Source organism: Labilibaculum sp. (assembly GCF_963664555.1).
GTDB lineage: Bacteria > Bacteroidota > Bacteroidia > Bacteroidales > Marinifilaceae > Labilibaculum.
Genome location: NZ_OY761461.1, coordinates 3,565,043 through 3,578,536, shown reverse-complemented (window position 1 = coordinate 3,578,536; position 13,494 = coordinate 3,565,043). Strand labels below are relative to the sequence as shown.

Annotated in this window: 12 protein-coding genes; 3 read left to right on the top strand and 9 right to left on the bottom strand. The window is 35.7% G+C overall.

From position 1 onward, the window contains the following. Positions 1-40: 40 nt before the first annotated feature. Together ACKU4N_RS14250 and ACKU4N_RS14245 are read right to left on the bottom strand one after the other, a co-directional pair. The gene (locus tag ACKU4N_RS14250) at positions 41-1,570 is read right to left on the bottom strand and encodes an alkaline phosphatase (RefSeq protein WP_321317382.1); all 1,530 of its coding nucleotides are present in this window, start codon (positions 1,568-1,570) and stop codon (positions 41-43) included. A 96-nt stretch (positions 1,571-1,666) separates the two neighbouring features. After that, complete coding sequence (locus tag ACKU4N_RS14245; RefSeq protein ID WP_321317380.1) at positions 1,667-3,568, bottom strand: AMP-dependent synthetase/ligase; 1,902 nt, start codon at positions 3,566-3,568, stop codon at positions 1,667-1,669. Between the two features lie 324 nt (positions 3,569-3,892). Here ACKU4N_RS14245 and ACKU4N_RS14240 point away from each other — a divergent pair, with 324 nt between their 5' ends. Both ACKU4N_RS14240 and ACKU4N_RS14235 read left to right on the top strand, forming a co-directional pair. Next, entirely contained in the window at positions 3,893-5,365 is a 1,473-nt protein-coding gene (locus tag ACKU4N_RS14240) for an aminotransferase class V-fold PLP-dependent enzyme (RefSeq protein ID WP_321317378.1), read from the top strand. A 98-nt stretch (positions 5,366-5,463) separates the two neighbouring features. Then, positions 5,464-6,402, top strand: a complete 939-nt coding sequence (locus tag ACKU4N_RS14235; protein ID WP_321317376.1) for a metallophosphoesterase — start codon at positions 5,464-5,466, stop codon at positions 6,400-6,402. 15 nt (positions 6,403-6,417) lie between these two features. On the opposite strand, the gene ACKU4N_RS14230 is transcribed toward ACKU4N_RS14235, so the two are convergent. Then, positions 6,418-6,795 carry a DUF7670 domain-containing protein gene (locus ACKU4N_RS14230; protein ID WP_321317374.1) on the bottom strand — a complete coding sequence of 126 codons (378 nt, stop codon included), beginning with the start codon at positions 6,793-6,795 and terminating at the stop codon, positions 6,418-6,420. Between the two features lie 201 nt (positions 6,796-6,996). On the opposite strand from ACKU4N_RS14230, the gene ACKU4N_RS14225 reads away from it, so the two are divergent. Further along, positions 6,997-7,686, top strand: coding sequence for an HAD family hydrolase (locus ACKU4N_RS14225; protein ID WP_321317372.1), 690 nt, complete (start codon positions 6,997-6,999; stop codon positions 7,684-7,686). A 5-nt stretch (positions 7,687-7,691) separates the two neighbouring features. On the opposite strand, the gene ACKU4N_RS14220 is transcribed toward ACKU4N_RS14225, so the two are convergent. From ACKU4N_RS14220 to ACKU4N_RS14195, 6 genes are all read right to left on the bottom strand, one after another. Beyond that, positions 7,692-8,267 carry a peptidylprolyl isomerase gene (locus ACKU4N_RS14220; RefSeq protein ID WP_321317370.1) on the bottom strand — a complete coding sequence of 192 codons (576 nt, stop codon included), beginning with the start codon at positions 8,265-8,267 and terminating at the stop codon, positions 7,692-7,694. 43 nt (positions 8,268-8,310) lie between these two features. Beyond that, a complete protein-coding gene (locus ACKU4N_RS14215; RefSeq protein WP_321317368.1) occupies positions 8,311-9,642 on the bottom strand; it encodes a DUF58 domain-containing protein in 1,332 nt (443 codons plus the stop codon). Between the two features lie 62 nt (positions 9,643-9,704). Beyond that, a complete protein-coding gene (locus tag ACKU4N_RS14210; protein ID WP_321317366.1) occupies positions 9,705-10,685 on the bottom strand; it encodes an AAA family ATPase in 981 nt (326 codons plus the stop codon). 13 nt (positions 10,686-10,698) lie between these two features. Next, positions 10,699-11,889 (bottom strand): DUF4350 domain-containing protein, encoded by a 1,191-nt coding sequence (locus ACKU4N_RS14205; RefSeq protein ID WP_321317363.1) that lies wholly within the window; start codon positions 11,887-11,889, stop codon positions 10,699-10,701. Continuing rightward, on the bottom strand, positions 11,886-12,632 hold the full coding sequence (locus ACKU4N_RS14200) for a DUF4129 domain-containing protein (protein WP_321317361.1): 747 nt from the start codon (positions 12,630-12,632) through the stop codon (positions 11,886-11,888). Before ACKU4N_RS14200 ends, ACKU4N_RS14205 begins: the two co-directional genes overlap by 4 nt. Beyond that, positions 12,625-13,482 carry a glycerophosphoryl diester phosphodiesterase membrane domain-containing protein gene (locus ACKU4N_RS14195; RefSeq protein ID WP_321317359.1) on the bottom strand — a complete coding sequence of 286 codons (858 nt, stop codon included), beginning with the start codon at positions 13,480-13,482 and terminating at the stop codon, positions 12,625-12,627. Before ACKU4N_RS14195 ends, ACKU4N_RS14200 begins: the two co-directional genes overlap by 8 nt. Positions 13,483-13,494 lie beyond the last annotated feature (12 nt).

The window sequence follows — 13,494 nt, the reverse complement described above, 5'->3', positions numbered from 1 at the left end:
CCCTACATTACTGCAGGGCGTTCTAGATATATATCAGATTTTATTTGTTTTCAATCAGTTTCATCAGGTTTTTCGGAATGTCAGTATTGTCAAAAAAACCAGTAAATAAACTTGCTCCGGTACCAATTGAGCGAATAGGTATTGGTGAAGCTGTGTGAGAATAAGAAGTCCAGCCAATACCTGCCTTATGCGATAAAATATGACAAGCAGTTACGGTAAATGGATCGTAACTTCCATATAACAAATAGAACTGATCATTCTTTGTCATTTTAGCATCATAGGTCATGCTTTTTTCAAATGCATCTTTCAATTGCTGGTTTTCATATGGCGATAATTGAAGGCCTTTTGATGCATCGCCCAAGCCAAAATGTTCTTTTGCCAGTTCTAAACCATCTGCAATGCTGTAGTTATCGGTATGTTCTTTTTTATACAAAGCTATTTTATCCGAAAAAGCCTCGTAGGATATATTTTGATGTTGCAGCAAACCAAAAGATGAGTCGTAATGGCTGCCGGCAAATCCCAGCGCCAAACCTCCTGTTTCGTGATCACCACAAACAAGAATTAATGTTTCTTTCGGATGCTTATTATAAAATTCCATGGCTGTTGCCACAGCCTTATCGAATTGCAGCACTTCCTTTATTACGGTAGCGGCATCATTGGCATGACTGGCCCAGTCTATTTTCCCTCCTTCAATCATCATGAAAAATCCATTGGGATTGTCTAAAAGATGGATGCCTTTTTCGGTGAATTCGGCCAATGAGATATCATCCCCGTTTTTCTGATCTATAGAATAGGGAAGAGCAGAACCTCCACCTAGATTTGGGGCAATCGCAATAATTTTATCATCTCCATTTTTCAGCATTTTAAAATCCTGAATCGTATTTACAAAAGTATATCCTTTTAATTCAGCAACTTTTATGGAGTTTGGCTCTTTATCTTCAATATCTTCATTTGCTCCCATTCCAAAATTCGACAGGGAATTTTTCTCGTCTGTTTTACCATCGCCTTCGGGGTGTTTAAATCCACCACCAGCAAAATAGTTGAATCCACTTTTACTTAAATCCAGACTAATTTTATAATACATATTTCGGGAAGGCTGATGAGCATAAAAAGTTGCAGGCGTAGCATGATCGATAGAAACCGATGATACAATTCCAACTTTATAGCCTTTTTCTTTTGCCATTTCAGCAATGGTTTTTAACGGATGCAATCTCTGTGCATCCATCGAAATGGTATTAATTGTAGTTTTATGTCCGGTAGCCAATGCAGTACCTGCAGCAGCAGAACCTGTAATGAATCGGTTGAGTGCGTAGGTGGTATAAAATCCTTGATTAGGAAGAGTACTTAACTGTAATTTTTTAATGCCGTTACCGTTTTCCAAAGATCCCAAATAGGCTTCTGCCGCATTGGTTTGCGATAAGCCCATACCATCGCCTATAAAATAGAAAATATATTTGGGCGCTTTACTCTTGTAAGAATCTCTTTTGCTGGGTTGAGCGATGCTGTTAAAGGAAATCAGCAGTAATGCAATGGCAAAAATTTGTTTCAAGTTGATCTTGGTGTGTAACATTTTATTTTGTTTAAATTTTACCAAATCTACTAATTAAATATTATTCGTAATGAGTTTAAATAGTTAATTTGATATTAATTTATAGTCGTGTTGTTTTTAAAAATCCCTGAGGTTTTCTTTGTTTCTGGAATTAAATAAGTCTTTTCCATCCGGGGTATAAAGAAAATCAACATGTTCTTTAAAAAAGCCAATTACTCTGTCGCGAACCACTTTCATAGTAGAGTTTAGCAACTTATTTTCTTCGGTAAAAGCTTCGGGTAAAATTCCAATTGCTGTTGGCAGCCATCTGTGAGGAAACATGTCTTCGTGCTTTCCTCCCGGACGATACTCATTTAGCTCATTTTGTATTAATTCCAAAGCTGCTGTTTGTCCTTCCTCCGACTCTAAAGTAAGCTGGAGTGGTTTTAATCGAGCCAGAACAGCTCCTTTATTGGGAACCACCAGTGCAATGGTATAAGGATTTTGGTTGTTATAAAGTAAACACTGATCAAGTAATGGTGATTGATCCACAAATGCTTCTTCAATCCCTTCGGGGCTAAATTTTTCACCATCATTGGCAATCAAAAGAGATTTGAAACGACCTAAAACATAAAGAAATCCATCCTGATCTACATAACCCATATCGCCGGTATGTAACCAGCCATCACGAAGAGATTCTGCAGATGCTCTCTCGTTTTTCCAGTAGCCTTTCATTACATTACCACCTTTGATCACAATTTCGCCTTTTTCTCCAGCGGGAAGTGCATTGCCATTGTCGTCGCAGATTTTTAAATCCATATTGGGAACAATGAAACCTGATGATCCTAATTTATGATTGTGGTGAGCATTGGAAGAAATAATAGGGGATGCTTCGGATAATCCATACCCTTGATACATAGGGATTCCAATAGCATAAAAAAAGCGTTGCAGTTCAATGTCTAAAAGAGCACCTCCGCCAACAAAGAATTTTAAGTTGCCACCAAAATTCTCTCTCACTTTCGAGAAAAGTATTTTGTCATAGAACATGTATAATGGCTTTAGAAACATACGTGTTCCTTTTCCTTTGTTCCAGCCGGCATCATTGTATTTGTAGGCTACTTCAAGAGCTTTATTAAAAAGTTTCTCAACCTTAGGGCCTTTGGCTTTTATTCCTTTTTCGATATTTTTTTTAAAGTTTTTAGCCAAAGCAGGAACACTCAATATAATGTCAGGCTTAATTTCTTTTATATTATTGGGGATGTTCTTTAATGCTTCCATAGGCGATTTACCTTGCTGAACAGCAGCAATCGAAGCTCCTTTAAGCATGAAACTGTAAATTCCCGCTGTGTGTGCAAATGAATGATCCCAGGGGAGTATCAATAAGGTTTTAAAGTTGGCAGGAATTTCCATCAGGTTCGATGCCTGATACACATTACTCGCGTAGTTGTTGTGTGTAAGAATAATACCTTTCGGATCAGCTGTGGTTCCTGAAGTGTAAGAGATGTTTGCATCATCATCTGCCTCAATGTTTTTTTGAATCTCTTTAAGTTTGGATTTATCATTTTCAGATAACTCTTCACCCATTTTTAGGAGTTGAGAAAGTGAAATTTCCTTCTCTTGAAGCTCAGTATTTTCATCTAGAACAATTATGGTTTCAATACTTTCCAACTGGTCTTTAATCAATCTGATTTTCTCGAGATGATTTTTTGAAACAACAAGCATACGGGCTTCGGAATGATTCAATCGAAATTTCAGTTCATTTTGAGCATCTAACTTTACCGATAAAGGAACATTTACTGCACCGGAAAATAAAATCCCAAGCTCCGACAGCACCCATGCATTTCTACCTTCAGAAAGAAGCCCGATTCGATCTGCTTTTTGAATCCCTAATGAACATAAACCAGCGGCAAAAAGCAGCACTTCTTCGTATAGTGACTGGTAACTAACAGATTGATATTCTGAATTGGTTTTCTCCCACAGGAAAGGATTTTCACCAAATAGATCAACGCTGTTCTCAAAGAGTTGTATGATAGTTTTCATTTACTTTTATATTGTAAGAATGCACTTGATTTTAACGAGTTTCAAAAATAGCTGATTAGCCTGTTCTAAACAAGTTGTATGTATTAAAAAATTGTAAATGTATTTCAGTACAACTACTTGAATATCTAAATAGCTAAAAACCTGCAAAAACTCCTTGATTTTCATTTGAAGAATATCTAATTTCACACGCGTTTTACTGAATGAAATTAATGAATATTTTTTTTGATAATATTTCACCCATAAGAGGATTTTAGTTGTCCTTAAAGAAAGGATAATTAATAAATTGCGACACAAACAACAATAACATACATAAGCCTAATCTAAATGAGTAATCTGGAAAAATATTTTAAGAAGTTTCGTAAAAATACGATCGGTCACGATGCTGGTTTTTATTCCCCATTCGGAAAGCAAAAAATTGTTTACGGCGATTGGATTGCAAGCGGTCGCTTATATGCACCTATCGAAAAGAAAATAGCCAAAGAATTTGGGCCATATGTGGCAAACACACATACCGAAACTAACGAAACAGGTACCTTAATGACTCAATCGTATCGCCGGGCTCAAGAGTTGATTAAAAAGCATGTAAATGCTGGTCCTGATGATGTAATTATTCATGCTGGTTTCGGAATGACTGCAGTTATTAATAAGCTGCAAAGGATCTTAGGCTTGAAAGGTTGTGGGATTTTAGGCCGGCACGCTTGTCAAAAAGAAAGAGAAAAACCAGTTGTTTTTATTACTCACATGGAGCATCACTCCAATCAAACTTCATGGTACGAAACCAATGTTGATGTGGTTGTGATTCCTCCGGCGAATGATTTGACCATTGATTTGAACGAGTTGAGAAATCAGTTGGAGAAATACAAGGAGCGTAAAATGAAAATTGGATCCTTTACTGCCTGTTCGAATGTAACCGGTATTGCGACTCCATTTCATCAAATGGCTAAATTAATGCATGAATTTGGTGGAATTTGTTTTATTGATTTTGCGGCTTCAGCACCTTACGTTGATATCAACATGCATCCTGAAGATGAATTGGAAAAATTGGATGGGATTTTCTTCTCTCCTCATAAATTTTTAGGTGGTCCGGGTTCTTCCGGAGTAATGATTTTTGATTCGAAGCTATATAAAAATGAGGTTCCGGATAATCCGGGAGGAGGAACAGTAGATTGGACCAATCCATGGGGAAAATACAAATATGTTGATAGTATTGAAGCCCGTGAGGATGGTGGAACACCTGGATTTCTGCAGTCGATTCGAATTGCTTTGGCAATTGAAGTGAAAAATCAGATGGGAACTAAAAATATTGCGGCAAGAGAAGAAGAGCTTCTCGATTTGGCGTTTGAGCGTTTAAAAGCAGTAAAAGATGTACATGTACTTGCCGAGAATATTAAATCCCGTTTGGGAATATTGTCTTTTTACGTTGAGTACATTCATTACAACCTATTGGTGAAACTGTTGAATGACCGTTTTGGAATTCAAGTAAGAGGTGGCTGTGCGTGTGCAGGAACCTATGGACATTATCTGTTGGAGGTGAGTCAGGAGCAATCAGATGCTATTACAAGTGAAATTACTTCAGGCGATTTAACTCACAAGCCAGGATGGGTGCGTTGGTCTCTGCATCCTACAACAGCGAATAAAGAGGTTTTGTTTTTTATTGATAGTTTGGAGAAAATTGTTGAGAATTTCGAAGACTGGAAAAATGATTATTCCTACAATCGCAAAACAAATGAGTTTTTCTACAGTGGAGATAAAAAAGCCAAGAAAAAGATTGTTGTTAATGATTTGTTTAACTTGTAAGAGGTTTGCCTCTTTATTGACTGATATGATTTTAATCCTGAGAATTTGTTTTCAGGATTTTTTTATATTTTTGATTTGAATAAAAAATAAAGATTAGCGTGTACGATATTATTGGAGATATTCATGGTGAAGCTGCAACATTGAAACATATGTTGCATAGTCTTGACTACATTGAAGGAAAGGAAGGATATTTTCATCCTGAAAGAAAAGCTGTTTTTGTTGGAGATTATGTAGATCGGGGACCCCATATTTTTGAGACACTCCGAATTATCCGTGAAATGGTTACTGCAGGTAATGCCTATGCTATAGTGGGAAATCACGAACTGAATGTACTTACTTTTTATACCAAAGACAGTGATGGTCTTTTTTTAAGAGGGCATAATCTGAAGAACAAAACACAAATAAAAAAGACTTACGAAGAGTTCAAATTAGATAAGGTGAAACGAAAATCTTACTTGAAATGGTTACGGTCTTTGCCATTATATATTGAGTTGGATGGATTTCGTGTTGTTCATGCTTGCTGGGATCAGGAAGCTATTGAACTTCTGAAGAAAGAAAATCCGGAAAATTGCTTGAGTAAGGAGTTTTTAAGAAAAATAAATTTTGAAAGAGGTAAAGTATTCGACGCGACCATGCTTTTGTTAAAAGGCAGAGAGTTTGCTTTTCCTGATAATTTGGTTTTGAAAGATGATTATGGTTTTAAACGTTCAGCTTATCGGATTAAATGGTGGGAGCCAATGAATGGGAAAAGTTTTGAAGAGATTTCATTTGGAAATAGATTTCACTTACCCCAATACACCATTCCATCTCAACTCTACTTTGATATTCCACTTTATTCCGAAGACGAATATCCTGTATTTTTCGGACATTATTGTTTGGGAGATAAAGCAGGTATTGTTCGTAATAATTTGTGCTGCGTGGATGGTTGTATTGCCAATGATGGTGTTTTTGTTGCCTATCGCTGGGATAATACTCTTCCATTGAATCAGAAGAATATTATTTCGGTAAAAAAGGTTAAAAAATCCATGGTAAAGTAGGAGGGACATTGCTCTTTAGCTGATTTGTTTTTTTCTCCAATAAATCAGAAATAAAATCCCTGAGAACGAAAGAGGAATAAACAGAAGTAAAACGATCCAGCTATTGGAATCGATAAATGCATAAAGTGTGATTAAAACACTGCTGATTACGAGTAGTAATCCACCCAGTCCAACTTTCCAGAAAGAGATTAGAAAGCTACAGCCATAGGCAATTGAAAGGAGATAAAATATTAATATCCATCCTTCATTGTTGGCTGTTTCCTTACTTAATAAGGCAATAAATTCAGGTACCATAAACAGCATGAAGACACCTGTAATCAGGAATCCGATAATTCTGGCCGCAATAAGATAAAATTGCGAAGGATTGTCTTGAAACAACATACGTTTTTCCATAGGTTATGCGCTTTCTGAGAATATGCATTTTCAAATTACGGAAATACTAAAATATAATCAAATTTAATTGGTTATGAGTTGGTTGTATGTATTTTGATGAGTGGCTGATTTTATTTTTGCAATTATTTTGTTCGTTTTTGCAGTTCAGTTTTTGTATTCTTAATGTCTTTTTGCAGCTTTGCTGTAACAAAAAAAATAAACATGAATGGAATAAAAGTGATTGCATTTGATGCAGATGATACCCTTTGGGTGAATGAACCCTATTTCAGAGAATCTGAAATGGCGTTTTGTAATCTGATGAAAAATGGAATGAGCCTTGAGGAGGTCACCGAAGAATTATTTGCAACGGAGATTGGCAACATACCTTTGTATGGATATGGTACAAAGGCTTTTATTCTATCGATGATAGAAACAAGTTTGAAAATCACAAAAGGAAATATTAGTTCAGAAAAAATTCAGGCAATTATTGAATTGGGAAAACAGCAGATGAATAAGTCCATTGAATTATTGGATGGTGTTGTCGAGGTGCTGGAAAGCCTTCAGGGAAAATACAGGTTGATTGTTGCTACCAAAGGTGATTTACTCGATCAGGAAAGGAAATTGAAAAAGTCAGGCCTGCTAAAATATTTTCATCATATCGAAGTGATGAGCGATAAGAAAGAGGAGGATTACAAAAAGCTGATTCAACATCTTGATATTCCTGTAAATGAGTTTCTAATGGTAGGAAATTCTTTAAAATCGGATATAATTCCCGTATTGAACCTTGGTGGCAAGGCTGTTTATGTACCATTTCATACAACCTGGGAGCACGAATTAGTGAGTGATGAAGAATTACAAAATGCAGGTGTAAATGAGATTCAAAACATCAGGGAATTACTTCAGCTTATCTAAGTCAACTATTTTTGGATGATGGATAAAATACTGATTCGTTCAACCAGCATTTGTGCATTATCTTTTTGTTGTTGAATTAATTTGACTACATCCATTCCTTTTGTCACTTTTCCAAATGTGGCAAAACCTTGTCCGTCCGGATTACGCATTCCTTCAAAATCTAAATTGGGTTGATCTCCAATGCAAATAAAGAATTCTGTTGAGGCCGATCCCGGCTGATTTCTTGCCATGGAAATAACGCCATTGGTATGTAAAATACCGGTTTCTTTTGTTGTTTCATGAGCAATTGTGGGCTTCGTATCAACAATAGAATCAAAGTACAATCCGCCTTGAATAACTTCAATTTTAATGTTATTATTAGGTTGGTTATCCATTCTAACCACACGGTAGAAGAAAGCATCCTGAAAGACATTGTTTTTTACATTCTCCAAAAAATATGTAGCTGTAACTGGTGCTTTGTCATTGAAAATTTCCAATTCGATTTTTCCTAGTGTCGTTGTAATTTCAACTTTAGGATTCTGAGCATTTGTACAACCTGTTAGTATTAGAATAAATACAAGAAAGAGATAAATGTGTTTCATGATTCGTTTATTTTATTTCTGATACTTCAATTGAATAATCTATTTAGATCAATCCTCTTGACTTAAATTCGAGATATTTATTGAGTGTGTTGGTAGTTAAATCTTTAGGCTTGCTCAATATCGCATGAATTCCATATTTTTCCAATTCTTTTGCGATTAATTTTTTGTCGTAAATAAATTTTTCGCCTATGGTTTTAATATAAATATCTTCTATGCTTTTGGCAGGTTTTTTAGTAATTTCTTTGATCTCGGTGTTCGTAAAAAACACAAGAATTAACAAATGATCTTTTGCCAATCCTTGTAAATAAGGTAGTTGACGTTTCATTGAATCAAGACTTTCAAAGTTGGTGAAGAGAATTAGTAAACTTCTGTTTCTAAGCAATCGTCGGGCAGAGTTGTGTAATAATTCATAATTGGGTTCAGGATAATTGGTTTTCTGGTTGTAGAGAACCTCCATTATTTTCCTGATCTGAGTTCTTCTTCCATCAGCGGGAACGTGGGCATTGATATTCTTCCCAAAACAAATTACTCCGGCTTTATCATGTTTAATTACAGCAGTATTTGAAATAACCAGACTTGTATTAATTGCATAATCAAGAAGAGTTAAACCATCAAAGGGCATTTTCATCGATCGGCCGGTATCAATAAGACAGTAAACAGGTTGTGACTTTTCATCCTGATACTGGTTCACCATTATTTGCGATTTACGGGCAGTAGCTTTCCAGTTAATGGTTCTGTAATCATCACCTTTTACATATTCCCGGATTTGGTCGAATTCCATTTGGTGCCCGATTCGTCGTATCCGTTTCACACCATAATCGCTCAAACGATTCGAAATGGCCAATAATTCGTATTGACGCATTTGCATAAACGATGGATAACAAGGAAGCATTTGTTCTGCCTCTATTTTGTATCTTCTTTTTATGAGCCCTAAAAAGGAAGCAACAAAAACATTCAAAAAACCAAAATGATATTCACCTCTTGCTGTGGGTCTTACTTCGTAATTTATTTGCTTTTCTTCACCGGGTTTTAGTTGAAAAGAATAAAGAAAATCCCTTTTTTGAAACTGAACCGGCAACTCATCAATAACATCTGTTTGTGTGGATAACGAATAATTATTTTCTATCAGTATTAAAATGGTATTCTCATCTCCGTTTGATAGTTTCTCAGGACACTTTCGCGATGCAGTTATTCCTTTTTTCTCTCGGTAGAGAATAAAGATATCCAAAGCCAGACATACCAAAAATAAAAGCAAGAGAAGCCGGGCTGCTGGAAATAGAAATGGAATAAAATGCCCGAGAATGGAGATTACAGCCACAATTACCAGTATCCAGTAAAATTTTGGTTTTAGATATATTGATTTAATGAATTTCATTAATGGTAGTTCATTAGTATTGGGAACATTGATTTTTTTCTGAACGGATTGGTTCGGATTTGCTATCGTGGAATTTCAATTCCTTCCATAATTTGCGCAATGATTTGCTTCGGAAGCACGCCTTCCATTTCCTTTTCAGGAGTTAGTATTAGTCTGTGGTGCAAAGCGGGAATTGCCACCTCTTTAATATCATCCGGAGTAACAAAATCTCTGCCTCTGATAGCTGAAAGAGCTTTTGCAGCCATCATTACTGCAACCGATGCTCTTGGCGAAGCTCCCAGAATAATTCCAGGATGATTTCTTGTGCTTTGAACAATTTGAACAATATACTTCTGAAGGTTCTCCTCAATGTATATTTCCTGAACCTGCTGACGCAATAGATTAATTTGTTCTGAATTTAATACCTCAGTTATTTCAAATGTTTCATTTTTACCTTTTCTTGCATTTTTTGTCGCCAGAATTTCAAGTTCTTCCTGTTCATCAGGATAAGTAAATTCTATTTTCATCAGAAAACGATCCAGCTGCGCTTCCGGCAAACGGTAAGTTCCTTCTTGCTCGATAGGGTTTTGTGTTGCAATTACCCAAAATGGCTGATCCATTTTATGAGTGGTTCCATCAATACTAATCTGAGCTTCTTCCATCACTTCGAAAAGTGCTGATTGTGTTTTTGCTGAAGCCCGGTTAATTTCATCTATCAATATAATATTAGAAAAAATAGGACCTTTGTTAAACTCAAATTTTGATGTGCTTAAGTTGAATATGGTAGTTCCCAAAACATCGGATGGCATTAAATCGGGGGTAAATTGAATGCGTGAAAAACCGGAGGAAATTGATTTGGCGAGCAGTTTGGCAGATAGGGTTTTTGCTATTCCTGGAACACCTTCAATTAAAACGTGGCCTTTAGCAAACAATCCGACCAACAGCAGGTCGATATTTTTCTCCTGACCGATAATTACTTTTTTAATTTCATATTTAATTTGGCCAATCAGATGATTAAGCTCTTCCAAATCTATGCGGTTTTTAAATTGCAGTTTGTTTTCCATTGTAGGGTTTATTTTATTTGCCGGATTTATAAATGTATTCCACTTTTGAGTGTAAATCTTCCAGTGTCTCCTGTGATATGTTCTGAGAATTAGTTATTTTATCTGCTTGATTAAGAAGAATTTCAAGGGTTTTTAAGGAAATTCCCGAACGCTTACTTGTTTCATGTAAAGTATCAATGTTTAAATCGATATGATAGCGGCTCTTACAAAATTCTTTCAGGTATTTAATTTTCTTTAGAGCAATGTCTTTGTGATTTTTACGGTTGTAATACAACCGGCCCATTGTTTTAATAAATTCAAGAGAGGTATTGGGCAATGGTTTTAGAACGGGAATCATTTTTTGCTGACGTTTGCCTTGAAAAATAAGAACAAGAAGTAAGCAGGCGAGCAAAAGGTAGTAGGCCATTTTCAATGGAGGACTCGAAAGCAGAAAAATGATTGGACTTGTGGAGCGCAAAGCTCTAAGAGGTTTGTAATATTCATCCCACACTATCGGATTGGGAGGTAAATAGCTGAATACTCCTGCAATATAATTTGCATTCTCATTTTGTACTGCATTGTAATTGGTAAAGGCTAATGGCTGACAGCTAATTAAGAAATTGCCTTTTCCATAGGGAACTTTCAACAACTGAATTTTTCTTTGATGATCGCGCCCCAGAACAATTACACTGTCTTTATTAAATTTGGTTATTGTTGAATTGTCAAATGCTTTTGGGTATTTATACTTCGATTTTTCCTGTAAATCTGGATTTTCGAAATTTTGAGATTTTTCTTTTGCCGCCACCAATTCGGAAAACTGAATATCACTTTCGATATGCACATGCAAAGAATCTGAAAAGGCTTTTCCTAAATTTGAACTTGCAATAAATACTTGATTTCCATTTTTAGCCAAATTCATAATTGCATTAATTTCCCATGCCTGAGGCGAAAAATCATTGGTCACAAAAATGTAATTCTTTTTTGTTTCGAGGCTATCAGTCTCCGGATAGTTACAGATAGCATTGCTGCTGATTTTAAATTCCTGATCAGGAAATAAATCCTTTTGTATCAATTCCTTCAGTAGAAAACAACCAAACGGTCGTTTGTCATCCTCATTAAAACTTTTTGTCCAGTCGATTGGCTGAGGCGCAAAAAGTTCCATCAATATAAGAATGATTAGAATTCCAATTACGGGAAGTGCATTTTTGGGGATATTTATTCTCATGATGCGAATTCTTTTACTTGCGGAAGAAGGAGATTCAACCGGCCAAATTCGTTATTAATTTGGTCATAATCTGTTTTGGTTATGGGGAAATCGCCATACCAAACGGCTTCATACAATTTGCTTAATTCAATAAAATCTGCTTTTATTTTATCCTGTTTTATCTCCCGGATGTAATCGTAATTGGTTTTTTCCGATTTCCAGCTTATTAAATGGTGCTGACTTAAATTTTTTAACAGGGATAAAAAGTGATAACGCAAAGCTAACCGATATTCTTTTTGAAGAAATGCTTCATTAATTTTTTGCTCCCAATTAATTTTTGTCGGGTTCGCAGTATCACTAAACTCCAGAGATGTAATTTCCTGTTGGGAACGAAACAAGCCGGTAAATTTGCTTTTGTAAATCAGCGCAATTAAAATGATAACAAGCCCGGCAAGAATAAGGTATCTCAGAAACCAAATGACTCCCAGTCCTTTGATCATGAAATTTAACCAATTTCTGATCCACTGAGTGAAACGATCCCACACACTTTCTTGTTTTACATTGGTAAAATCGTAATTGAAATCGCTTTGTTTACGGTAATTTTCAATACGTTCTTTTGGGATGGATTTTTCCCACAATTGAACTTGTCCGGTATCTGTTATGATGGTATCGGAGCGGAAAGTTTCCTGTGCTAAAATTTGGCTGGTTCCAATAAATAATTGAAACCAGCCTGTAAATAGTATTGCAAGTGTTTTTTTATTCATTAGCTCCAACGCTTTCCAACTCTTTTAGTAATGCAGGATTTTGTTTTTGCTCAACCAGACTAAAGTACATTATTCCAATCCCGGTAATAGGAATCAGTTGCATTAGCGATGCACCAGCGGTTTGTATAATTGAAAAGAGAATCATTATACTTTGATTGCTTTGCATAGCACCTTCTTGAACGACATGAAAAGTAGCTATTGTTTGATAAATTAACATTGGCAGTTGAAAAACAAATTGCAGACAAGCGGCCAGCATGGCAATCACAATAAGAAAAACAAATGTTCTCCACCAGTTATTTTTTATCAATGCAAAACAGTTGTTTAGAGCTTCGCCAATCGAATCGCCTTCGAAAATAATGATTGGAATAACAAGACTAAAACAAATCATTAAGTAAATGCCGGGAACAACCAATAGAACAAATCCAATTCCGGAAATAATCCCAATAGAAATAATTGTCAAAAAGATTTTAGGGGTTACTCCAAGCATTGCGTTCCAAACCTGCTTCAGATCAACTATTTCACTATCCGAAGATTTGTATAATTTCATATACTGAAATACAAATGCCATAGCAAAAGAATAGGCCAGTAACATAAAAAGGTAACTAAACATTGTTGCCGTAAGTACCGAACCCGATGAGAATACATTTATTTTATCACCGAAGGATAAAGAGGAAAGAGTTTCGTATTGGATGACTCCAAGGGCAATTCCCTGAAGCAAAGTAAACGGAATTACAAAGTAGATGATTCCTTTTAGTAAATTTTTAAAATTGTACTTTATAAAAAGGAAGGTGTCGTTGAAAAGTTCTCCAAAGTCACGATTTTTTTCGAGTTGTAACTTATTATCTGTCATTTTTTTAAATTA

Excerpts from the sequence above, each read along its gene's own strand:
- ACKU4N_RS14245 (WP_321317380.1), bottom strand. The coding sequence starts at position 3,568 with ATGAAAACTATCATACAACTCTTTGAGAACAGCGTTGATCTATTTGGT.
- ACKU4N_RS14215 (WP_321317368.1), bottom strand. The coding sequence starts at position 9,642 with ATGAAATTCATTAAATCAATATATCTAAAACCAAAATTTTACTGGATA.
- ACKU4N_RS14200 (WP_321317361.1), bottom strand. The coding sequence starts at position 12,632 with ATGAATAAAAAAACACTTGCAATACTATTTACAGGCTGGTTTCAATTA.
- ACKU4N_RS14220 (WP_321317370.1), bottom strand. The coding sequence starts at position 8,267 with ATGAAACACATTTATCTCTTTCTTGTATTTATTCTAATACTAACAGGT.
- ACKU4N_RS14205 (WP_321317363.1), bottom strand. The coding sequence starts at position 11,889 with ATGAGAATAAATATCCCCAAAAATGCACTTCCCGTAATTGGAATTCTA.
- ACKU4N_RS14210 (WP_321317366.1), bottom strand. The coding sequence starts at position 10,685 with ATGGAAAACAAACTGCAATTTAAAAACCGCATAGATTTGGAAGAGCTT.
- ACKU4N_RS14240 (WP_321317378.1), top strand. The coding sequence starts at position 3,893 with ATGAGTAATCTGGAAAAATATTTTAAGAAGTTTCGTAAAAATACGATC.
- ACKU4N_RS14195 (WP_321317359.1), bottom strand. The coding sequence starts at position 13,482 with ATGACAGATAATAAGTTACAACTCGAAAAAAATCGTGACTTTGGAGAA.
- ACKU4N_RS14230 (WP_321317374.1), bottom strand. The coding sequence starts at position 6,795 with ATGGAAAAACGTATGTTGTTTCAAGACAATCCTTCGCAATTTTATCTT.
- ACKU4N_RS14225 (WP_321317372.1), top strand. The coding sequence starts at position 6,997 with ATGAATGGAATAAAAGTGATTGCATTTGATGCAGATGATACCCTTTGG.
- ACKU4N_RS14250 (WP_321317382.1), bottom strand. The coding sequence starts at position 1,570 with ATGTTACACACCAAGATCAACTTGAAACAAATTTTTGCCATTGCATTA.